Annotated in this window: 11 protein-coding genes; 8 read left to right on the forward strand and 3 right to left on the reverse strand. The window is 72.9% G+C overall.

The annotated features are described in order from the left end of the window. Window positions 1–22 precede the first annotated feature (22 nt). Both PV721_RS05565 and PV721_RS05570 read left to right on the forward strand, forming a co-directional pair. The gene (locus tag PV721_RS05565) at window positions 23–10948 is read left to right on the forward strand and encodes a non-ribosomal peptide synthetase (protein WP_319721687.1); all 10926 of its coding nucleotides are present in this window, start codon (window positions 23–25) and stop codon (window positions 10946–10948) included. Beyond that, window positions 10935–12638, forward strand: a complete 1704-nt coding sequence (locus PV721_RS05570; protein WP_319721688.1) for an ABC transporter ATP-binding protein — start codon at window positions 10935–10937, stop codon at window positions 12636–12638. The genes PV721_RS05565 and PV721_RS05570 overlap by 14 nt, the downstream gene beginning before the upstream one ends. 13 nt (window positions 12639–12651) lie before the next feature. On the opposite strand, the gene PV721_RS05575 is transcribed toward PV721_RS05570, so the two are convergent. Beyond that, window positions 12652–13776 (reverse strand): alpha/beta hydrolase-fold protein, encoded by a 1125-nt coding sequence (locus tag PV721_RS05575; RefSeq protein ID WP_319721689.1) that lies wholly within the window; start codon window positions 13774–13776, stop codon window positions 12652–12654. Window positions 13777–13869: 93 nt separating this feature from the next. Between PV721_RS05575 and PV721_RS05580 the strand changes: the two genes are divergently transcribed. The 5 genes from PV721_RS05580 (at window position 13870) to PV721_RS05600 (ending at window position 19965) form a co-directional block, all read left to right on the forward strand. Further along, window positions 13870–14082, forward strand: a complete 213-nt coding sequence (locus PV721_RS05580) for an MbtH family protein (protein WP_319721690.1) — start codon at window positions 13870–13872, stop codon at window positions 14080–14082. 39 nt (window positions 14083–14121) lie between these two features. Next, complete coding sequence (locus tag PV721_RS05585; RefSeq protein WP_319721691.1) at window positions 14122–15690, forward strand: amidohydrolase; 1569 nt, start codon at window positions 14122–14124, stop codon at window positions 15688–15690. Window positions 15691–16071: 381 nt separating this feature from the next. Beyond that, window positions 16072–17484 carry a family 2B encapsulin nanocompartment shell protein gene (locus PV721_RS05590; RefSeq protein ID WP_319721692.1) on the forward strand — a complete coding sequence of 471 codons (1413 nt, stop codon included), beginning with the start codon at window positions 16072–16074 and terminating at the stop codon, window positions 17482–17484. Between the two features lie 235 nt (window positions 17485–17719). After that, window positions 17720–19054 (forward strand): family 2 encapsulin nanocompartment cargo protein terpene cyclase, encoded by a 1335-nt coding sequence (locus PV721_RS05595; RefSeq protein WP_319721693.1) that lies wholly within the window; start codon window positions 17720–17722, stop codon window positions 19052–19054. A 14-nt stretch (window positions 19055–19068) separates the two neighbouring features. Then, complete coding sequence (locus tag PV721_RS05600) at window positions 19069–19965, forward strand: geranyl diphosphate 2-C-methyltransferase (RefSeq protein ID WP_319721694.1); 897 nt, start codon at window positions 19069–19071, stop codon at window positions 19963–19965. 98 nt (window positions 19966–20063) lie between these two features. Here PV721_RS05600 and PV721_RS05605 read toward each other — a convergent pair whose 3' ends face one another. Further along, on the reverse strand, window positions 20064–21677 hold the full coding sequence (locus tag PV721_RS05605) for an FAD-binding oxidoreductase (RefSeq protein ID WP_319721695.1): 1614 nt from the start codon (window positions 21675–21677) through the stop codon (window positions 20064–20066). A gap of 64 nt (window positions 21678–21741) precedes the next feature. On the opposite strand from PV721_RS05605, the gene PV721_RS05610 reads away from it, so the two are divergent. Next, a complete protein-coding gene (locus tag PV721_RS05610) occupies window positions 21742–22389 on the forward strand; it encodes a TetR/AcrR family transcriptional regulator (RefSeq protein ID WP_319721696.1) in 648 nt (215 codons plus the stop codon). On the opposite strand, the gene PV721_RS05615 is transcribed toward PV721_RS05610, so the two are convergent. Further along, window positions 22358–22825, reverse strand: coding sequence for a MarR family winged helix-turn-helix transcriptional regulator (locus PV721_RS05615; protein ID WP_319721697.1), 468 nt, complete (start codon window positions 22823–22825; stop codon window positions 22358–22360). The genes PV721_RS05610 and PV721_RS05615 overlap by 32 nt on opposite strands. Window positions 22826–22862: the final 37 nt, after the last annotated feature.

Below are 22862 nucleotides of genomic sequence, written 5' to 3' on the forward strand. Positions count from 1 at the left end.
GTGAAGGGGCGTTGAGTCTTCGATGACGGAACCGACCGCTCGTCTCGTGCGGCTTTCTCCCACGCGCCTGGCCGGCGTGCGCCGACGAACAGGCGACTACTCCGACAGGACCATCGCCCACGCGTGCGCCATCGGGCTGTCGTACTGGGCGACGGGCCGGAGTCCGTACGGCATGGAGCTCACCTCCGGCACCCTGTTCGCCGACGTCCTCGGGTGGGCCGGCAACGACGGCTCCGGGACGCCCGGTTGGGAGGTCGGCGAGGACGGCCGGAGCATCGCCGTCCCCGAAGACGTCCTGCCGGCCGACGCCCAGCTCGCGCTGGACGACCTGGCCGACTTCCCGGACCGGCCCCTCGGCAGCATCGGCCCGTCCAGCGTCGCGGCGCGGCTCGCGCGCCTGGCCGAATGGAATGACACCGGGGCGGACCGGGTCCGCCCGACCATCGTGGAGATGTTCCGCGAGCAGGCCCGGACCAGGCCCGACGCCGTCGCCGTCGTCGACGAGCACCGCTCGCTGACGTACCGTCAAGCAGCTGATTTATCGAGCCAGTTGGCCCACCATCTGATCGAACGCGGCATCACCGCCGAACAGGTCGTCGGCATCTCCCTGAGCCGCTCCGCCGACATGGTGATCGGACTGCTCGGCGTACTCCAGGCGGGGGCCGCCTTCGTCCCGCTCGACCCGCAGTGGCCGGCCGCGCGCCGGGCCGTCGTCATCGACGACGCCCGCGTCGTCCTGCAGCTGGGCGGCCCGGGCGAGCACGACCCGGGTGAACCACCGACCGTGGTCGTCGACCTCGGAGACTGGCGGTACGGCTCCTATCCGGGAGGCGGGACCGGGATCACCGCCCCCGGCGACGCGCTCGCCTACGTGATCTTCACGTCCGGTTCCACGGGCCGCCCCAAGGGTGCGATGATCCGGCACGAAGCGATCAGCGAGCGCCTGCTGTGGCAGGTCGACGAGATCCTGCGCTTCGGCCACGACGACGCGTCGCTGTTCAAGGCGCCGCTGTCCTTCGACATCTCCATCAACGAGATCTTCCTGCCCCTGGTGTCCGGCGGCCGGCTGGTGGTCCTGCGCCCCGGTGGCGAACGCGACCCGCACCACCTGCTCGGCGTGATCGCCGAGCAGCGCGTCACCTTCACCTACCTGGTGTCGTCCATGCTGGACGTGCTGCTGGAGATCGCGGGGGACTCCGGGCGGCTGGACAGCCTGCGGCACGTGTGGTGCGGCGGCGAGGTGCTGACCCCGGAGCTGTACGAACGGTTCCGCACCCGGCTCGACATACCCATGTACCACGGCTACGGCCCGGCCGAGACGACGATCGGCGTCTCGCACGTCATTTACCGGGGCGCGGCGGAACGCCTGTCGACATCGATCGGCAAGGCCAACCCCAACACCCAGCTGTACGTCCTGGACGAAGAACTGCGCCCGGTGCCGGTCGGGGTCGGCGGCGAGCTGTACGTCGGTGGGTTCCTCCTGGGGCGCGGATACGTGGGCGCGCCCGGCCTGACCGCCTCCCGCTTCGTCGCCAACCCCTTCGCCGGGGACGGGTCCCGGCTGTACCGGACCGGCGACCTCGCACGGTTCGCCCCGGACGGGTCGCTGGACTTCCTCGGCCGGGCCGACAACCAGGTCAAGATCCGCGGCATGCGCCTGGAGATCGAGGAAGTCGAGGCGGGCCTCGCGGAACACCCCGCCCTACGGCACACCTGCGTCCTCGCGAAGAAGAACACGGCCGGCGGCACCTACCTCGTGGGGTACGTGATCCCGGCCGCCGGGAGCGAGGACCTGCGGGCGGACGAGGTCAAGGCGTGGGCCGCCGGGCACATGGTGGACTACATGGTGCCCGCCCACATCGTAGTGATGAAGGAATTCCCGCTCACCGCGAACGGCAAGCTCGACCGCGGCGCACTGCCGGAACCCGAGCTGGGCACGGGCTCGTTCGTCGCACCCGCCACCGAGAAGGAACGCCTGGTGTGCGCGGCCGTCGCGGCGCTGCTGCGCCTGGACGAGGTCGGCGTCGACCAGGACTTCTTCCAGCTCGGCGGAGACAGCCTCCTGGCCATCTCGCTGCTGAGCTCCCTGCGCACCGTGGGCCTCCACGTCACACCGCGGCAGATCTTCACCAACAGCGTCATCGGCGCGCTCGCAGCCGTGGCGAGCCGCGAGGGCGCGGCCGCCGTGGACCACGGCGACGTCGCGACCGGTTCCGTCGCGGGATCGCCCGTCGTGCGGTGGCTCGGCGAGACCACGGACGCCATCGACGGCTTCGTCCAGTCGGTGGTGCTGAACACGCCGGCGGACCTGACCGCCGAGGCCCTCGACGAGATCCTCGCCGCCGTGGTCGCACGGCACGACATGCTGCGCGCCCGGCTGGTGCGCGGCGACCGCTGGAGTTTCGACATCCCGGAGGCCGACGGGACCGCACCGGAGTGGCAGGAGGGCGGCGACCTGCCGCTCGACGCGTGCGTCAAGCTCGCCACCGCCGGACTGGACCCGGACAACGGGGTGATGCTGCGCGCCGTGTGGCGCCGCACGGCACGGCAGCTGGTCGTGGTCGTCCACCACGTGGTGATCGACGGCGTGTCCTGGCGGATCCTGCGGGAGGACCTCGCCACGGCATGGCAGCGGTTCGCCTCGGGCGCACCGGTCGAACTGCCGGCGGTGGGAACGTCGTTCCGGCGCTGGACGCAATTGCTGGAGCGCGCGGCCTTCGACGAGGACCGCGCCCACTACCAGCGACCCCTGCCGGGGGCGGACGCCCCGGTGGGCCGGCGCGCGCCGGCCGCGACCGACACCGTCGAGCGGGAGCGGGCGACCACCGTCTCGGTCGGCGCCGAGGTCACGGCCGCGCTGCTCGGCGAGGTTCCCGCCAAGTTCCACGCGGGCGTGAACGACATACTGCTGACCGCCCTCGCCGTCACCCTCGCCCGGTGGCGCCGCGACCTCGGGCAGGACCAGACGTTCGCGCACATCGAACTGGAGGGCCACGGCCGCGAAGGGCACCTCTTGGCGGACACGGCCGGGTTCGACCCCGAACTCTCCCGGACGGTGGGCTGGTTCACCACCCTCTTCCCTGTGACCGTGGACCCCGGACCGGCGGCCGACCTCACCGCGCCCGCGTACCTGGCCGCCGCCCTCAAGGCGGTGAAGGAAGACCTCGCCCGGGTTCCGGGCAACGGCCTCTCCTACGGCGTCCTGCGCTACCTGAGCGGCGGCACCGGGTCCGACGCGCCCGCGCCCCAGGTCCTGTTCAACTATCTGGGCCGCTTCGAGGCGGGAGCACCCGGAGACTGGGAACTCTGCGGCAGCACCGATCAGTTGGGGGAACGGCGCGACCCGCGGATGCGACTTCCGCGCGCCCTGGAGTTCAACGCCATCGCCGAACCGGCCTCGACGGCCGGCGCGTACGAGCTGACCACCACCATCTCCTGGCCCGAGGGGATGTTCACCGACGAGGACATCGCGACCATCGGCGGGTACTTCCGGGAGGCCCTGGCCGGGCTGGCCGCCCTCGACCACGGCGGCCACTCTCCCAGTGACTTCGGCCTGGTGGCGCTCACCCAGGCCGACGTCGACGACCTGGACGGCCCCGCACTGCGGGACGTCCTGCCGTTGACCCCGCTGCAGGAGGGCCTGTACTTCCACTCGGTCTTCGACGACGACTCCGCGGGCAACTACGTGGAGCAGCAGCTGCTGAGACTGGACGGGGAGGTGGACCCCGGCCGGCTCGCGGCGGCGGCCACCAGGCTGCTCTCGCTCTTCCCCAACCTCGCCGCCCGGTTCACGGCCCTCGCCGACGGCCGCGTGGTCTCCGTACTGGAAAGTGGAGCGGAGGCCCCGTTCACCACACTGGACCGCCCCGGCATCACCGACGAGGAGATCCGAGACCACGCCGAGCGGGACCGTCGCGCGGGGTTCGACCTGGCCACCGGCCCGCTCATGCGGTACACGCTCATCCGCGCGGGCTCCGGCCGCGACGTCCTGGTGCAGACCGTGCACCACATCATCGCGGACGGCTGGTCGGTGCCGCCGATGCTCCGCGCGCTGCTCGCCGAGTACCACGCACCGGGCACCGTGTACCCGCTCGGCGGCTTCGCCGACTACGTGCGCTGGCTCGCCGAGCGCGACGAGGACGAGAGCGACCGGGTGTGGCGCGAACAGCTCGCCGAGCTGTCCGGCCCTTCGCTGGTCGCCGAGGGGCACACGCCGTCCGACCGGTTCGCCGACACGGCCGTGGAGCCGCGGGACGACATCGACGAGGCCGCCCGGTCGGCCGGTGTCCCGCTGAGCGTGGCCGTGCACACCGCCTGGGCGGTGACGCTCGGCGGCGTCCTGCACGGCAGGGACGTCGTGTTCGGCTCCACGGTCTCCGGGCGCGACGCGGACGTCCCCGGCATCGCCGACATGGTGGGTCTGTTCATCAACACGATCCCGGTACGCGCCCGGTGGGCCGCGGGCACCACGGCGCGCGATCTGCTCGCCTCGGTACGGGAACACCAGAGCGCGGTGCTGCCGCACCAGCACGTCTCGCTGGCACGCATAGGCCGCCAGGCCGGCGCCGGACCGCTCTTCGACACCCTGGTGGTCTTCGACGTCGCGACCGACGTCGCGGGCCTGCGAGGACCGGACGACACGCTCGTCGTCACCGGCATCGTGAACGAAGGCGCCCCGCACTACCCGTTGACGCTGGTGGTGGAACGCGCACGCGACGGCCGTCCGCGCTTCAACCTCATCTACGACGGCGCTCTGCTGCGGGAAGCGGGCGCGCAGGCGATCCTGCACACCTTCACCCGCACCCTCACCGCTCTGCTCACCCGGCCGGACGCCCTGGTCGACGACCTGGCCCGCGAGGACGCCCGGCGGCCCGCGCCGATCGGCCCGACGACCCTGGGCGAGCTCTTCGACGCGGCCGCGCAGCGCCACCCGGCCGCCACCGCCGTCACCCAGTGCGCCCTCGACGGCGTCGGCCGCTCACTGACCTACGGGGAACTGGCCCGGGCCAAGGACGAGCTGGCCTCGGTCCTGCGCGCGGCCGGTGTCCGGCCGGGCGAACGGGTCGCCGTCGCCGTGCCCCGCTCCCTGGAGCAGGTCGTCGCCCTGGTCGCCATCGTCACCGCGGGCGGCGCGTACGTGCCGCTCGACCTCGCGTACCCGGACGAACGGCTGGAGTACGTCCTCGCCGACGCCGCTCCGCAGGTCGTGCTCGTGGACCGTGAACAGCGGGACCGCTTCACACGGTTGCTGGACCGGGCCGGCGTGCCCGCCCGCGTCCTCGTACAGGGGGACGAGGCTCCGCGGGACACCGCCCCGCCGCCGGCGGGGGCCGCGGCGCACTGGCACGATCCCGCGTACGTGATCTACACGTCCGGATCGACCGGCCGGCCCAAGGGCGTCGTCGTCCCGCACTCCAGCGTGGTGACCCTGCTCGCGAACACCCGGCCCGACATGGATTTCGGCCCGCACGACGTGTGGGTCCAGTTCCACTCGTACTCCTTCGACTTCGCGGTCTGGGAGCTGTGGGGTGCGCTCACGCACGGCGCCGAACTGCTGGTGCCCGAGTACGGGCTGACCCGCTCCCCGGTCGACTTCCACCGGCTGGTGCGCGAGCGCGGAGTGACCGTGCTCAACCAGACCCCCTCGGCCTTCTACCAGTTCATCGAGGCCGACCGGCAGGCCGGCGAGCCGCTCCCCGCACTGCGCCGGGTCGTCTTCGGAGGAGAGGCCCTGGACCTCGGCCGGCTGCGCGGCTGGGTCGAGCGGCACGGCGCCGTTTCGCCCGAGCTCGTCAACATGTACGGCATCACCGAGACCACCGTCCACGTCACCCACCGGGTGCTGACCGAAGGGGACTTCGACCAGGGCGACGACGCCAGCCCGATCGGCGCCCCGATTCCCGGCCTGGTCACCTACCTGCTCGACGACCGGCTCCGGCCCGTGCCGCCCGGCCGGGTGGGAGCCATCTACGTGGCCGGCGACCAGGTGTCGCTCGGCTACCTGGGCCGGCCCGGGCTCACCGCGGGCCGGTTCGTGGCCGACCCGTTCGCGGGCGGCGGCTCCCGCATGTACCACACGGGCGACCTCGCCCGCCGCACCCTCGACGGCGAGCTGGAGTTCACCGGCCGCGCCGACGACCAGGTGCAGCTCAAGGGCTTCCGCATCGAGCTCGGCGAGGTGGAATCCGCGATCAGGGAGCTCGACGGCGTGGTCGACGTGGCCGTGACCGTCGCGGACAGCGGCGACCACCTCGTCGCGCACGTCGTGGGCCGGGTCCCCGAGGACCCCACCGCCCTCACCCGCCTGCTGTCCGCGAAGCTGCCCGCGCACATGGTGCCAGGCCTGGTCCTCCCCGTCGACGCCCTGCCGCTGACGGTCAACGGCAAACTGGACCGCAAGGCCCTCGCCGAGCGGGCCGCACACCACGACACCCCGGTGGCCGCGACCGGCTCCGCGCTCACCGCGCTGGCCGGCATCTTCACCGACACCCTGCCCGGCGTCGCCGTGGACGGCGACACCGACTTCTTCCGCGCCGGGGGCGACAGCATCCTGGCCATCACCGTGGTCAACCGGGCCCGGGCGCTCGGGCTCACCCTCGCGCCCCGGGACGTGTTCCTGCTCAAAACCCCGCGCGCCCTCGCCGAACACCTGGCGACGACCACCCCGCAGGACACGGCGCCCGCACTCGCCCCCGCCGCCCGCGAGGACGGCCCCCTGACACCCACCCCGATCATCCTGCGCCAGCGGGAACTGGGCGGCTCCCTCGCCCGGTTCGCCCAGGCCAGGACGTTCGTGGCCGCCGAGGGCACCGGCTTCGCCGACGCCGAGCGCGCCGCGAACGCCGTCGTGGCGGCCCACCCGGCCCTGCGGCTGCGGCTGCGCACCGAGCACGGGGTGTGGGCCCTGCACACCGAACCCGCCCGCACGGTCACCGTCGCACGCGTGGACGCCACCGACGCCACCGATGCGACGACCGCCGCGAACGAAGCCGCCGGACGGCTCGATCCCGAGGCCGGGGACGTCATCGCGTTCACCTGGCTGGAGGCGAGCCGGACCCTGGTGGTCACCGTGCACCACCTGGCCGTCGACTCGGTGTCCTGGCTGGTCCTGCTGGACGACCTGGCCGCCGCCCTGCGCGGCACGGCCCCGGCGCCGCCCACCACCTCCTACGCCGAGTACGCGCAGGCACTGGCGCACGGGTCGGCCCACGTGACCGACGGCCTCGGGCACTGGATCACCACCCTCCAGGCGCCCCCGCTGCTGCCCGCCGTCGAGGGGCTGCGCGAGACCACGGTCGTGCTCCCGCCCGACGTCAGCGACCTCGTGACGCGTACCGCACCCGCCGCCCTCGGCGTCGGGCTCACCGAGCTGCTGTGCGGCGCGCTGCGCACCGCACTGACCCACGTACAGCCCTCGCCCGCCGATCTCGCCATCGACCTCGAGCGGCACGGCCGGGTCCCCGTGCTGGCCCACCACGACTACACCCGTACGGTCGGCTGGTTCACCTCCATCGCGCCCGTGCGCCTCACCGCGCACACCGACCCCGTGGCGGCCGCCCGCGAGGTGGCCGAACGGCAGCCGGACGAGCGGGCGCACGTCGCCTACGGCCAGCTCAGGTACCTCAACCCGCAGACGGCTCCGCTGCTGGACGCCCGCCCGCAGGTGCTGTTCAACTACCTCGGCCGGGGCGGCGAGTCCCAGGCTCCGCACCTGATCGGCGGCGACCAGGGCAGTCCGTACGCCGTAGAGGTCAACGCGTGGAGCGACGCGGCCACCGGCAGCCTGCACGCGGTCTTCACCCTCGCCGACGGCGTGCCCGACGAGATCACCGGGCACTGGCGGCGGGCCCTGGAACGCGTCGCGGACGCCTCCACGGCCGCCGAGCGCACGGCGCCGGTCACCCCGCTCCAGCGGGGCCTGTTCTTCCAGGCCCAGCTGGCCGGACCGGCCGGACACTACGTCGCGCAGAGCTGGTTCACCTTCGACCGGCGGCTGGACACCGACGCGCTGGCCGAGGCGATGGCGTGGGTGATCGCGAGGCACCCGGTGGTGGGCGCCGGCTTCGCCACCGACGACGACGGGAACGCCGTACAGGTCCTCGCCGCGGGCCGACGGGTCGGCGTCCGTACGCTCACCCTCTCGACGGAAGCGGAAGTCGACGCCCTGCTCGCCCGGGACCGCGACACCGGATTCGACCCGGGTGAGCCGCCGTTGATCCGGCTGACCGTGGTGCGGCTGCCCGACGACCGCGACGGCCTGCTGCTGAGCTACCACCTGCTGCTGTGGGACGGCTGGTCCCGCGAGATCGTGCTGCGGGACCTCTTCGCCGCCTACGAGGCCGCCGTCGCGGGCGAGTTGACCGTCCCGGCCCCGGCGACGCCGAGCTTCGAGGACTACGCCCGGGCGCTCGACGTCAAGGACCCGGCCGCATCGGAGCGGTTCTGGGCCGAGCACCTGACGGGCCTCCCGGGCCCGACGCTCCTCGCCGGACCGGCCCCGGCCCTCGTGGACGACCTGCCGCGCACCCTCGTGCACACGCTCCCCGCCGACCGGTCGGAACTGCTGCGGGAAGCGGCCAGGGCGCACGGCGTCACGCTGAACTCGGTGCTGACCGGCGCGTTCGGTCTCCTCCTGGGCGCACGCACGGGCCGCAGCGACGCCGTGTTCGGCGTGACCGTCTCCGGCCGCGAGGGCGAGGGCCTGTCCGGCATCGTCGGCGTACTCCTCAACACCGTGCCCATGTGGACGCGGGCACGGCCCGGCGACACGGCCGGGGGCTACCTGTCGGCCGTACAGGCGGCAAGGGTCGCGGCGATGGAGCACGAGCACCTCGGGCTCGGCGAGATCCAGCGCGCCAGCGGCCACGACGCCCTGTTCGACAACCTGTTCGTGCTCCAGAACTTCCTGGACATGGACGCGTTCGCCGAGATGAACACCCGGCACGGCATCACCGCCGTGCGCGCCGACGACTCCACGCACTACCCGTTCACCTGGGTCGTCACGCCCGGCGACCGGCTCACGGTCAAACTGGAGTACCGCGACCACGACACGGAGGCCGCCCGCCGGCTCCTCGACGACTACCTGCGCGTCCTGGACGACCTGGCCCGGTCCACCGGGCCCGTGGGCGCGCTGCCGGGCCTGGAACCGCGCCCCCGGCCGGCAGGCCGCACGGACATCGGCCTCGACACCGTGGTCGACCGCTTCGACCGGGCGGCGGACCGCGACCCGCAGCGGGTCGCCCTCGTCGCCCACGGCCGGACCATGACCTTCGCCGGCCTCCGGGACCGCAGCCGCGCCCTGGCGGGCGTGCTCGCCCGGCGCGGCATCGGCCCCGAGAAGACCGTGGCCCTCGCCGTCCCGCGCTCCCTCGACTCGATCGTGGCGCTGTTCGCCGTGCTGCGCACCGGCGCCGCGTACGTGCCGCTGGAGCTGGACCACCCGGACGAACGGATCGCGGCGATCGTCGAGGACGCCCGCCCCGACGTGATCCTCACCGTGAGCGCCGTGTCCCCCCGGCTGACCGGCGACCTGATCGAACTGGACCGGCCCCTCCCCGAGGCCGAACCGTTCGTGACGTTCGGCCCGGACGACCCCGACCGCCTGCGGCACCCCGCGTACACGATCTACACCTCCGGATCCACCGGGCGCCCCAAGGGCGTGGTGACCGAGTACGCCGGGCTGACCAACATGCTGATCAACCACCAGCGCCGGATCTTCGAGCCGGTGCTGGCCGAACACGGCCACCGGGTCTTCCGCATCGCGCACACCGTGTCCTTCGCCTTCGACATGTCGTGGGAGGAACTGCTGTGGCTCGCCGACGGCCACGAGGTGCACGTCTGCGACGAGGAACTGCGCCGCGACGCCCCCCGGCTCGTCGAGTACTGCCTCGAGCACGGGATCGACGTCATCAACGTGACCCCGACCTACGCGCAGCAGCTGGTGGCCGAGGGCCTGCTCGACAATCCGGCGCGGCGGCCGGCCCTGGTGCTGCTGGGCGGCGAGGCCGTCACCCCGACGCTGTGGCAGCGGCTCGCCGAGACCGGGGGGACGGCCGGCTACAACCTGTACGGACCCACCGAGTACACCATCAACACCCTCGGCGTCGGCACCTTCGAATGCCAGGACCCGGTGGTGGGCGTGCCGATCGACAACACCGACGTGTACGTACTGGACCCGTGGCTGCGCCCGCTGCCGGACGGAGTCCCCGGCGAGCTGTACGTCGCGGGCATCGGCATCGCCCGCGGCTACCTCGGCCGGCCCGGCCAGACCGCGGACCGGTTCGTCGCCTGCCCGTTCGGCGCGCCGGGCGAGCGGATGTACCGCACCGGAGACCTCGTGCTGCGGCGGCCCGACGGGAACCTGACGTACCTCGGCCGCACGGACCAGCAGGTCAAGATCCGTGGGCACCGTGTCGAACTGGGCGAGGTCGAGGCCGCGTTCGCCGCGCACCCGGCGGTCCGGTTCGTGGCCGCGGTCGCCCAACCCGACCCGCAGGTCGACGGCGCGTACCGGCTGGCCGCCTACCTCGTGCTGGACGGGGCCGAGTTGGCGGCGGTTGCCGCGCAAGTGGGCTCCGCCCTGCCGGACTTCCTGCGCCCGACCCACTACGCCCAGGTCGACCGCATCCCGCTGACGGTGAACGGGAAGGCCGACACCAAGGCGTTGCCCGAGGCCAAGCCGCTCGGCGCGCTGACGACGGCGGGGGAGCGCGGTCCCGAGACCGAGACCGAGACCGCCGTGTGCGAGTTCTTCGCAGAGGCACTGGACCTGGACGATGACGAGGTGAGCGCGGTGAGCGACTTCGTGTCCCTCGGAGGACACTCCATGCTGGCGGTGCGGCTGATCGGGCTGCTCCGCCGCGAGTACGGTCCTGTGATCACGATCCGTGATCTGTTCACCCTGCGCACCCCGGAAGCGATTGCCCGCCACCTCGATGAAGACTCCTGACACGCAGCGGCCCCGTGCGGGGTCCGACATCCTCCGTACCGCACTGCGCCGCAACGTCGGCTCCATGGCCTGGGGCACCGTCCTCATGGGCCTCTACCAGGCCGGTGAGACGGCCTTCCCCATCGCGCTCGGCCTGATCGTCGAGCACACGATGCGGGGGGAACGCAGCCTCGGCGCGCTCGCCGCGTCCATCGCCGCGCTCGCCGTGATCATCACGACCGTGTCGCTGTCGTGGCGGTTCGGCATGCGCATCCTGCAGAAGGCCAACACGACCGAGGCGCACCGCTGGCGGGTGCGCGTCGCGGACTGCGGACTCCAGCCGGTGGCCAGGGACGTCGACCTCAAGTCGGGCGAGGTGCTGACCATCGCCACCGAGGACGCCGACCAGACCGCCGACATCATCGAGGTGGTGCCGCTGCTGATCAGCTCGCTGGTCGCGGTGCTGGTCGCGGCGGTCGCACTGGGGCTCGCCGACCTGCGGCTCGGCCTGCTGGTGATCGTGGGAACCGTCGCGATCCTGTCGATCCTCAGCGTGATGTCCAAACGGATCGGCTCCAGCACCCGCGAGCAGCAGGCCCGGGTCGCGCGGGCGGGCGCGAAGGTCGCCGACCTGATCACCGGCCTGCGCCCGCTGCACGGGTTCGGCGGCAACCACGCCGCGTTCCGCTCCTACCGGAAGGTCAGCACGGAGGCGAAGCAGCAGGCGGTCACCGTGGCCCTGGCCAACGGCGCGTACGCGGGCACCGCCATGGCCCTGAACGCCGTCCTCGCCGTCTCCGTGACCCTGACGGCGGGCTGGCTGGCCTTCGACGGCCGGATCACCATCGGCGAACTCGTCATGGCCGTCGGGCTGGCCCAATTCATCATGGAACCGCTCAAGATGTTCTCGGACATGCCCAAGTACGTGATGATGGCCCGCGCTTCGGCCGAGCGGATGGCGCTGGTGCTGGCCGCGCCACCGGTGACGGCCCCGGGTCCGGAGCGCCCGGCCGCGGGCGGGGGCCTGGAGATCGACTGCGTCCGGTACGGGTCCCTGCGCGAGCTGAAGTTCCAGGTTCCGGCCGGCGAGTTCGTGGCGATCGCCGTCTACCAGCCGCGCTCCGCGGCCGACCTCGCCGCCATCCTGGCCGTCAGGATCCCGCCGGACGCGTACGAGGGAGTGGTGCGGGTCAGCGGGGAGGACATCGCCGGCCTGTCGGTCGAAGCGGTCCGCGAGCACATGCTCGTGAACCCGTACGAGGGGGAGATCTTCGCGGGCACCCTCCGCACGAACATCGACCCGTCGGGCACCAGCCGCACGCTCGCCGAGGCGGTCGAGGCCTCCATGCTCACCGACGTCGTCACCCTGCACCGCGAAGGGCTCGACTACGGGGTCCGCGACCGCGGGGCGAACCTCTCCGGCGGACAGCGGCAGCGGCTGTCCCTGGCCCGCGCCCTCGCCGCCGACAGCGACATCCTCGTCCTGCACGACCCGACGACGGCCGTCGACGCGGTCACGGAACAGCTCATCGCGCGCAACATCGCGGAGCTGCGCCGGGGCCGCACCACCGTCGTGATCACCGGCAGCCCGGCCCTCCTGGACGCCGCCGACCGTGTCCTCGTCCTGGACGAAGGGGTCATCACCGCCGAGGGCACCCACCGCAACCTCCTGGCCACCGACGAGGAGTACTGCCTGGCGGTGACCCGCTGACGTACCGGGCCGTCTAGCCGAGCGCCCAGGCGACATCCCTGAGCAGGGCGTGGCGCCAGCCCGCCCGGTCGTGGCCGGACGCCGAGCGGGACACCCGTACGGTCGCACCGGCCCGTTCGGTCAGGGTCTCGACCAGCTCGCAGTGGGGCAGCATCCGCGTTTCGTGTTCCCCCACGTCGAAGGCGATCCGCAGACCGGACAGGTCGGGGCGCTCCCGCAGGCGGTCGGCGAGGGCCCCGCCGACCGGGCCGCCCAAGGGGTCCGCCGGATCCGGGGCGCCGGGCGTCCACCAGAACGACGGAGACTGGCAGGCGACCCGGGACACCAGTTCCGGGAACTCCAGCGCCGCGTACAGCGCGCTCAGCCCGCCGAGGCTCTGCCCGGCGACCACCAGACGGCCCAGGTCCGCATGCAGGCCGGTCTCCGCCACCAGCGGCAGCAGCTCGTCCCGGATCCCCTCCCACAGCTGGGGCCGGCACCCGAACTCGGCCTCCCGGTCCCGGACCGGCAGGAAGACGAGGGTCACGGGGGGCATCTCGCCACCGGCGACGGCCGAGTCGAAGGCGGTCACGGCCGGGTGCAGGTACAGCCAGTCGTCCCCGTCGAGCAGCAGGACCACCGGACCGCCACCGCCCGCCGCGTGGACCCGCACGGTGCGCCGCCCGCCGAGCCGTCCGCCGGCCCACCGGACCCGGGTGCGCGGGAGGGGCAGTACGTCGTCACCGCCGGGGTCGACGAGGGGCCAGTGCGGCTGGGCGGGAGCGTCGGGGGTCGCGGCGATGGACCGGTCGCCGCCCGCACCGGCCGGGTTGAACGGGTCGGCGTGCGCCGTGCCGTCGACGAGGAACTGGTAGGTCACGCGCAGCCGCGCGGGCATCGGGACCTCGGCGTACCAGCAGTCCGAGCCGGTCCACCGGCGCAGGGGCACCGGCTCCGACCAGCTCTCGAACCCGATGCGCGCCGGAGCGCCGCGCCACAGGAACAGGGTCACCCAACTCCCGTCGTGGGCACGGACGGACGCGGGTGCGCCGACGGCCGCCCAGAACGCCTCGGTGCCCGGTTCACCGGGCAGTCCGTACGCGGCGAAGGAGCCGTCCGTGCCGGCGCCGCGGCCGGAGACGGGATCGGTCAGGCGCATGCGGATCTCCTTGTGAGCGGCAAGGGGAAAGACTAAGCTCTTCCGAATTAGGCGAGCCTAACCTAATCATGACGTTCCCGGGAGGTACCGACCGTGAGCACCAACCCCTTCGACGACGCCGAGGGCCGCTTCCTCGTGCTGGTGAACCACGAGGGACAGCACTCGCTGTGGCCGTCCTTCGCCGAGGTGCCCGGCGGGTGGACGATCGTCTTCGACGAGAGCACCCGAGGGGCGTGCCTGGAGTACATCGAGGCCAACTGGACCGACCTGCGCCCCCGTTCCCTCGCCCGGTCGATGGACGCCTGACCTGCTCCGGACGACACCGACAGGGGGACGACACCGCCCATGCTGTGCACCAAGCTGATCAACGCCCGCTTCCTCACCATGGACCCGGACCATCCGGTCGCCCGCGAACTGGGCATCTGGCACGGTCGGATCGTCGGCCTGGACGACGTCGTGGCCTCCCTGCCGGCACGCGAGGTGATCGACCTTCAGGGCGCCACCGTGCTCCCGGGGTTCATCGACGCGCACGTGCACCTGCCCTGGACCGGCTTCACGCAGAACACCCCGAGCATCGCGGGCTGCACGCGGATCGACGAGGCGCTCGCCGTCGTGGCGGAAGCCGTCGCCCGGAAGAACGCGCCCGGATCCTGGGTGAGCATCGTCGGCTACGACCAGCGGGTGCTGGGACGCCACCTGACGGCCGCCGAACTGGACACGGTCAGCCAGGGGCACAAGCTGTACCTGCTGCACGACTCCGGGCACGGCTGCCTCGTCAACACCGCCGTCCTGGAACTGCTCGCCGCGGACGTCCCGCACGAGAACGGCTTCCTCGCCGAGGGCGCGATGGGCGCCGCCCGCGCCCTGCGACTGCCGTACTCCCAGGAGGAGGTGGCCGAGTCCATCGGACGCGCCGCCCGCACCTGCCTGGCCGAGGGCATCACCGCCTGCGCCGAGGCGGGCATCGGCGGCGCCCTCTTCGGCCACACCCCGGTCGAGCTGGGCGCCTACCAACTCGCCCGGGAGAAGGGCCTGCTGCCGCTCCGGGTCCAGCTGATGGTCTCCGCCGACCTGCTGCGGCCGGTCGGCGCGCACGAGGCCGACGGCATCCCCAAAGCCATCGACCTCGGCCTGCGCACCGGGTTCGGCGACGACTGGCTCTCGGTGGGCGCCCTGAAGATCTTCACCGACGGCGGCATGATGGCCCGTACCGCCGCCCTCAGCGCCCCGTACGAAGGGCTCGACCACGCGGGCCAGTTGCAGGACGACCCCGAGGTCCTCGCCCAGTCGATCGTGGACGGCCACCTCGCTGGCTGGCAGCTCGCCGTGCACGCCATCGGCGACCGCGCGGCCGACGTGGCCCTGGACGCCCTGGAACGGGCCCAGCGGCTGCGGCCCCGCCCCGGCGCCCGGCACCGCATCGAGCACGCCGGCCTGATCCGCCCCGACCAGCTCCCGCGCATCGCGCGGCTGGGCGTCAGCGCTGTCGTCCAGCCCGGCTTCCTCCGCCACTTCGGCGACGACTACGCGGCGATCATGGGCGCGGAGCGGGCGCCCTGGCTGTACCGGGGCAGGGGATTCCTGGACCACGGCATCACCCTGGTCGGCAGCTCCGACCGGCCCGTGACGGACGGCTCCCCGCTGCGCGCCATCCAGTTCATGGTCGAGCGGGCCTCCGGGTCCGGCCGGCTGATCGGCCCGGACGAGGGCATCACCGTCGACGAGGCCCTGCACGCCTACACCGTCGCCGGCGCCCACGCCTGCCACTGGGAGGACAGTGCGGGCAGTCTCACCCCGGGCAAGCGGGCCGACCTGGTCGTGCTCGGCGACGACCCGCGGCGCGTCGACGTCGCGCGCATCGGCGACATCGAGGTGGTGGCCACGTACGTGGACGGACGCGAGAGCGGAAAGTAGTTCGCCGGTGTGATGGCCCGCCGCGCCCCCACGGGCGCGGCGGGCCTCGTCATGCGGCGTGACGGCACGGTGGCCGGATTCGCCCCCGGTGGGGGCGCGGACCGCGCCCGGAGACCACGTCATGCCCGGGAGGCCGTCGGCCCGGACGGCGACGGCGGTGCGGACCAGGCCGAATACTGCCGGTCGCCTGGGCAAACGTACAGCGGCTCGAGATCACTGCATCGAGGTAATGAGGACGGAGTGTCAGGGCCCGTCGGCGGCACGCCCCGTTACTGTTCCCCGGGATCTGGACGGATTCCCGAATATTCACCCTCTTTTTCCTCTTTCACCGGTGACGTGCACCCATGCCGAACACCGCCCTTACGAAGGAGAGCTCGACCGATGACTGTTGACACGAGCCCGCAAACGCAGCTGGAACCCACCCAGCAGTCCAGCCTGAGTACGGCCGCCGCCCGCAACCTTGCCAGCACGACCAAGTCCGCCCCGCAGATGCAGGAGATCACCTCCCGGTGGCTGCTGCGCATGCTCCCCTGGGTGGAGACCAAGGGCGGCACCTACCGGGTGAACCGCCGGCTCAGCTACACAGTCGGCGACGGGCGCATCGAGTTCATCCAGGACGGCGGCGACGTCCGGGTGATCCCCCGCGAGCTCGGCGAACTCGCCCTGCTGCGCGGCTTCGAGGACGAGGAGGTGCTGGCCGCGCTCGCCGGCCGTTGCGTCCAGCGCGACTTCCAGGCGGGCGAGGTGCTGGTCGAACGCGGCACCCCCGCCGACCAGATCCACCTGATCGCCCACGGCCGGATCAGCCAGACCTCCGTCGGGAAGTACGGTGGCGCGGTCGCCGTCGCCGTACTCGCCGACGGCGAGCAGTTCGGCGAGAACGCCCTGCTGGACGCCGACGCCGCCTGGGACTACACCGCCACCGCCGAGACGCCCGGCACCCTGCTCACCCTGTCCCGCGCCGAGTTCGCCGCCGTGCTGTCCGCGGCGCCGAGTCTCCAGGCCCACGTCCAGCGGTTCAGCTCGCTTCCCCACCAGCGGCAGAACAAGCACGGCGAGGCCGAGATCGCCATGTCGGCCGGCCACACGGGCGAGGCCGAACTGCCCGGCGCCTTCGTCGACTACGAGCTCAAGCCCCGCGAGTACGAGCTCTCCATCGCGCAGACCGTCCTGCGGATCCACACGAGGGTCGCCGACCTCTACAACGGGCCGCACAACCAGACCGAGGAGCAGCTCAGGCTCACCATCGAGGCGCTGCGCGAGCGCCAGGAGCACGAGCTGGTCAACAACCGGGAGTTCGGCCTGCTCCACAACGCCGCATTCAAGCAGCGGATCCAGACCCACTCCGGCCCGCCCACCCCGGACGACCTCGACGAGCTGCTCTGCCGCCGCCGTGGCTCCAAGTTCTTCCTCGCCCACCCCAGGACGATCGCGGCGATCGGACGCGAGTTCAACTCCCGCGGCCTCTACCCGGACCACGTCGACGTGGGCGGGCAGCAGGTCCCGGCCTGGCGCGGGGTCCCGATCCTGCCCTGCAACAAGATCCCCATCAGCAAGGAGAACACCAGCTCGGTCCTGGTCATGCGAACCGGCGAGGACAACCAGGGCGTCATCGGTCTGCGCCAGACCGGTCTGCCGGAGGAGTACGAGCCCGGGCTGTCGGTGCGTTTCATGGGCATCGACGAGAAGTCGATCATCTCCTACCTGGTCACCGCCTACTACTCCGCCGCCATCCTGGTGCCCGACGCGCTCGGCGTGCTCGAGAACGTGCAGATCGCCCGCCGCCGCGACTAGCGCCGGCGCGACCAGGGACAGCCGGTGGATCACGGCCGGGCCCGGGCCGTCCGCCACCTGTCGACCCGCGCCCCGCGGCCCTGATCCGCCGGACACCCGCCGCCGGACACCCGCCCCCGGACGGTCACGCCGGCGGCCCGCCCGACGGTCACGAGGGCCCCGCTCCGATGGTCCCGGGCCGGCCGAGCGTGCCCGGGATCCGGGACAGCCCACCCACCCCAGCAAGGAGCCACGGATGCCCGAGCCCGGGCCTTCCCCCCTGCAGTCGAGCCTGCCTGCCGCTGCGGCCCGTTTCGGGGCCCACGTCTTCGCCGACGCCCCGGCCTCCGGCATCGAGGCCGCCGGCGCCCTGTCCACCGTGCCCGCGCAAGTGCCCGCAGGGGTGCCCGTGGACGCGCCCGTACCACTGCCCCCGGCGGGGCCCGGCCACGTACCCGTCTCCGAGGACGCGCCCGCTGCCGCCGTGCGGCAGGCGAGCCCGGCCCTGGAGCGGATCCTGCGCGGACCCAGCGGGCTGGGCACGGCGAGCCTGCACCTGGCCGCCCGGGCCGAGGAGCCGCCGCCGGCACCGGCGCCCGAGGTGCCGGTGCCGGGCCGTCCGATCCCCGGCCTCTACCACCACCCGATCCAGGAGCCCGATCCCGCGCGGGTCGAGGAGGTCAGCCGCAGGATCAAGGACTGGGCGGTGGACGAGGTCGACCTGTACCCCGACGACTGGGAGGGCGAGTTCGACGGTTTCTCCGTCGGGCGCTACATGGTGGCCTGCCATCCGGACGCCCCCACCGTCGAACACCTGATGCTGGCCACCCGGCTGATGGTCGCCGAGAACGCCGTCGACGACTGCTACTGCGAGGACCACGGCGGCTCGCCCATCGGCCTCGGCGGGCGCCTCCTGATGGCGCACACCGCCCTCGACCCCCTGCACACGACGAAGGAGTACCAGCCGGAGTGGGCGCAGTCGCTCCACTCGGACGCGCCCCGGCGCGCCTACCGCTCCGCCATGGAGTACTTCCTCCGGATGGCCAGCCCCTCCCAGGCCGACCGGTTCCGGCACGACATGGCCCGTCTGCACATGGGGTACCTCGCCGAGGCGGCCTGGGCCCAGACGGACCACGTCCCCGAGGTGTGGGAGTACCTGGCGATGCGCCAGTTCAACAACTTCCGCCCCTGCCCGACCATCACCGACAGCGTCGGCGGCTACGAACTGCCCGCGGACCTCCACGCGCCGGCCGCCATGCAGCGGGTCATCGCGCTCGCGGGCAACGCCACCACGATCGTCAACGACCTCTACTCCTACACCAAGGAACAAGCCAGCCCCGGCCGGCACCTGAACCTGCCCGTGGTGATCGCCGAACGCGAGGACATGTCCGAGCGGGAGGCCTACCTGAAGGCGATCGAGGTCCACAACGACCTCATGCACGAGTTCGAAGCCGAAGCCGCCGCCCTCGCGGCCGCCTGCCCCGTCCCGAGCGTGCTGCGCTTCCTGCGGGGCGTGGCCGTGTGGGTCGACGGCAACCACCACTGGCACCAGACCAACACCTATCGCTACAGCCTGCCCGACTTCTGGTAAGGACGGATCTATTCGTGACCAGCACCGATCTCACCACCGCCGCCGCCACTTCTGCCGACCCGGCCGTGATCATCCCCTCCCCGGCGACGCCCTACCAGGGCGACATCGCCCGTTACTGGAACAACGAGGCCAGGCCCGTCAACCTGCGCCTCGGCGACGTCGACGGCCTTTACCACCACCACTACGGCATCGGCGACGTCGACCACGAGGCCCTCGGCGACGCCCGTGACAGCGAGTACGAGAAGAAGCTGGTCGCCGAACTCCACCGGCTGGAGTCGGCGCAGGCCGAGGTACTCCTGAACCACCTCGGCCCCATCGGCCGCGAGGACACCCTCGTGGACGCCGGCTGCGGCCGCGGCGGCTCGATGGTGATGGCCCACCAGCGCTTCGGATGCAAGGTCGAGGGCGTCACCCTGTCGGCCAAGCAGGCCGACTTCGCCAACCGGCGTGCCCGCGAGCTCGGCATCGAGGACCACGTCCGCGCCCGCGTCTGCAACATGCTCAGCACGCCCTTCGAGACCGGGCAGGCCGCGGCCTCGTGGAACAACGAGTCGAGCATGTACGTCGACCTGCACGACCTCTTCGCCGAGCACTCCCGGGTCCTGGAGATCGGCGGCCGCTACGTGACGATCACCGGCTGCTGGAACCCGCGGTACGGCCAGCCCTCGAAGTGGGTCTCCCAGATCAACATGCACTTCGAGTGCAACATCCACTCCCGCCGCGAGTACCTGCGGGCGATGGCCGACAACCGTCTCGTACCGCAGGCCGTCATCGACCTGACCCCCGAGACGCTGCCCTACTGGGAGCTGCGGGCCACGTCCTCGCTGGTCACCGGCATCGAGGAGGCGTTCATCGAGTCCTACAAGGACGGCTCCTTCCAGTACGTGCTGATCGCCGCCGACCGCGTCTGACCGACCGCGTCCGACCGGCCGCGTCCGACCGGGCGCAGGCCCGTGGGGGCGGATCCGCCCCCCGGCGGACCCGGCCCCACCCGCCGCTCACGGACCGGTCAGTCCACGAGCACTCCGGGGTTGAGGATGCCCCGCGGGTCGAGCGCCCCCTTCGCGGCCCGCAGCGCGAGGGCGAAGGGCTCGGGGCGCTGGCGGTCGTAGTCCGGACGGTGGTCCCGGCCGACGGCGTGGTGGTGGGTGATGGTGGCCCGGTGGCGGTGCAGGACCTCGCCCGCGACGGCCTTGAGGTCGTCCCACAGGGCGACCTCGTCGCCGGCCCGGCCGGCGGCGAGGACGGTGAAGTACGGGGCCGCGCCGTCCGGATACACGTGCGTCAGACGGCAGTTGACGGTGGCGGGGTGCCCGGTGGCCTTGAGCGCCGCCGCGCCGACCTCGGTGCGCACCGCGTCGATCAGGCCGGGGATCCGGTCCCAGGTGGCGGCCGTTTCGAAGGTCTCCGCGACGGCGCCCATCCTGGCCAGGCCGTCGCGCAGGTAGGGCATCCGCAGGAAGGCCGCTCGCCAGGCGCTCACGGCCGCGTCACCGGACGCACCGGCGGCCGTGTCACCGCCCCCGTTCGCGGTCCCGTACCGGCCGCCGTGCGACCGGGCCAGGGCGACGGCCCGCTGGAGCCGGGCGGTCACCGGTTCGTCCGCCGACTCGAACCCCAGCACCAGCACGGCGCTGCCGTCCCGTGCCGCGTCCGACAGGGCGGCCTCTCCGGCGTCCAGCAGACGGCAGTTGGCGGGGGAGAGGTCGGACTGCGCGATCGCCCGCACCGCCCGGAGCGCGTCGTGGAAGTCGGCGAAGGCGACCGCGGCGGACGCCTTGTGGCGGGGACGTTCCTGCAGCCGGACCCATGCCTCGGTGATGATGCCCAGGGCTCCCTCGGAGCCCAGGAACAGGCGGTCGGGGGAGGGGCCGGCCCCGGAGGCGGGCAGCCGCCACGAGTCGCTGGTGCCGGCCGGGGTGACCACGCGCAGCGACTGCACGAAGTCGTCGATGTGCGTGCGGCCGGTGGCGTAGTGGCCGCCGGCGCGGGTGGCGAGCCAGCCGCCGAGGGTGGAGAACTCGAAGCTCTGCGGGAAGTGCCGCAGGGTGAGGCCGTGCGGCCGGAGCTGGTCCTCCAGGCTCGGCCCGAGGGTGCCGGCCTGGATGCGTGCGGAGCGGCCTTCGGTGTCGACCTCCAGGACGCGGCCCATGGCGGTCAGGTCGAGGGACAGCACCGCCCGGTGGGCGTCGCCGCGGTACTCCACGCCCCCGGTGACCGAGGAGCCCCCGCCGTACGGGACGACGGCGATCCGCCGCTCGCCGGCCCAGTCCAGCAGGTCGGCCACGTCCCGGTCGTCCAGCGGGCGGGCGACGAGGTCGGGGATGCGGCCGGGCCGCCCGCGCAGGGCGCGCATCACGTCGCGGTACGCCTTGCCCATGGCGTGGGCGGCACGGTCCGCGGGATCGGCGCTGACCAGGTGGGCGAGGCTGCCCGGCGCCTGTGCGGCGGGGGCCCCGATGCCCAGGTCGCCGACCCGGGGAACGGGGAGCGGGCGGGCCAGGGTGCCCGGGAGGAGCGCGCCGATCGCGGCGCATTCGGCGTCGTCGGGATGGGCCTCGGCCCACCCCCAGCCCCACCAGGAGCGGGCACGGGACGTCGGCTGCGCGGTGGTGCCGGTCATGGGGGCACTCCAGGGGTCGAGGTAATTTACCTAGCGGTAAATTACCTACTGATAATATTGCCTCATGGCAACCCCATCAGCCCCTTCGTCCAAGGCCGGCACCAAAGGAGTGCCGCGGGAGCACCGCCGCCGGCAGATGCTGGAGGCCGCCACGGAGGAGTTCGGCACGCGCGGCTACGCGGCCGCGTCCCTCCCCGCGATCGCCGCGCGGGTGGGCGTCACCAAGACGCTGCTGCACCAGTACTTCGGGACCAAGGAGGACCTGTACGTCGCCTGCCTGGTCCCCGTGGGTGACCGGCTGCTGGACGCGATCCGTACGGCGATGGGCCCCGACGGGACCGCGCCGCACACGCCGCTGCGCGTGCTCCACGGGATCTTCGCCGCCCTCGAGGGGCGGCGGGAGGCGTGGTTCGTGCTGTACGACACCACGCTGCCGCCCGGCGGCGAGGCCGCCCGCCGGGCTTCGGAATACCGGGCGGCCATCGACGGGCTCGCCGCCGGCGGCACCGCCGACCTGCTGCGCGCGGCCGGGTCCACCGACCCGCTGGACGCGGACGCGCTCAAGTACGTCTGGCGGGACCTGGTAGCCACCCTCGTCCGCTGGTGGGTCAAGCACCCGGAGCAGTCCCCGGACGCCATGACCCGGCGCTGCGCCCGCCTCTTCGCGGCGGCCGCCACCCTCAGCCCTGAAGGCGGCCCTTCTCGGCCTTGAGCTTGCGCCACACGGTGCCCAGCGCCTCGATGTCCCCCTCGTCGAGGAGCTCGGTGAAGACCGGGGCCAGGGCCTCGCGCCGGGTGGCGTCGGCCTCCGCGAAGAGCGTGCGTCCCGCCTCCGTGAGGGAGACCTCCACCGACCGGGCGTCGCGTGCCGAGGGCGTACGGGTCACCAGGCCCCGGGTCTGGAGGGCGTCCACGACCCGGGAGACCTGGCTGCGGCTGAGCAGCGTGCTGTTGCCGAGGACGGAGGCGGGCACGGGCTCGGTGCTGGAAGCCAGCCACAGCATGACCTCGAACCAGGACACCGGCAGGTCGTGGGCCTTCACGAGAGCCCGGTCGACGCGGTCGGTCAGGGTGGTGCCGGCCCAGACCAGCCCGTAGAAGGCGTGGTCGGCCGCCGGCATCTCGGCTTCGGTGAGCTTCTTCGGCATGTCGGCAGTCTAGAGGTTGCGTGCGCACGCACATAAC

This window comes from Streptomyces sp. MB09-01 (genome assembly GCF_033794505.1).
Lineage (GTDB): Bacteria > Actinomycetota > Actinomycetes > Streptomycetales > Streptomycetaceae > Streptomyces.

Bases quoted from the DNA above. Each gene is read 5' to 3' on its own strand.
- PV721_RS05565 (WP_319721687.1), top strand. From the start codon at position 23: ATGACGGAACCGACCGCTCGTCTCGTGCGGCTTTCTCCCACGCGCCTG.
- PV721_RS05570 (WP_319721688.1), top strand. From the start codon at position 10,935: ATGAAGACTCCTGACACGCAGCGGCCCCGTGCGGGGTCCGACATCCTC.
- PV721_RS05575 (WP_319721689.1), bottom strand. From the start codon at position 13,776: ATGCGCCTGACCGATCCCGTCTCCGGCCGCGGCGCCGGCACGGACGGC.
- PV721_RS05585 (WP_319721691.1), top strand. From the start codon at position 14,122: ATGCTGTGCACCAAGCTGATCAACGCCCGCTTCCTCACCATGGACCCG.
- PV721_RS05590 (WP_319721692.1), top strand. From the start codon at position 16,072: ATGACTGTTGACACGAGCCCGCAAACGCAGCTGGAACCCACCCAGCAG.
- PV721_RS05595 (WP_319721693.1), top strand. From the start codon at position 17,720: ATGCCCGAGCCCGGGCCTTCCCCCCTGCAGTCGAGCCTGCCTGCCGCT.
- PV721_RS05605 (WP_319721695.1), bottom strand. From the start codon at position 21,677: ATGACCGGCACCACCGCGCAGCCGACGTCCCGTGCCCGCTCCTGGTGG.
- PV721_RS05610 (WP_319721696.1), top strand. From the start codon at position 21,742: ATGGCAACCCCATCAGCCCCTTCGTCCAAGGCCGGCACCAAAGGAGTG.
- PV721_RS05615 (WP_319721697.1), bottom strand. From the start codon at position 22,825: ATGCCGAAGAAGCTCACCGAAGCCGAGATGCCGGCGGCCGACCACGCC.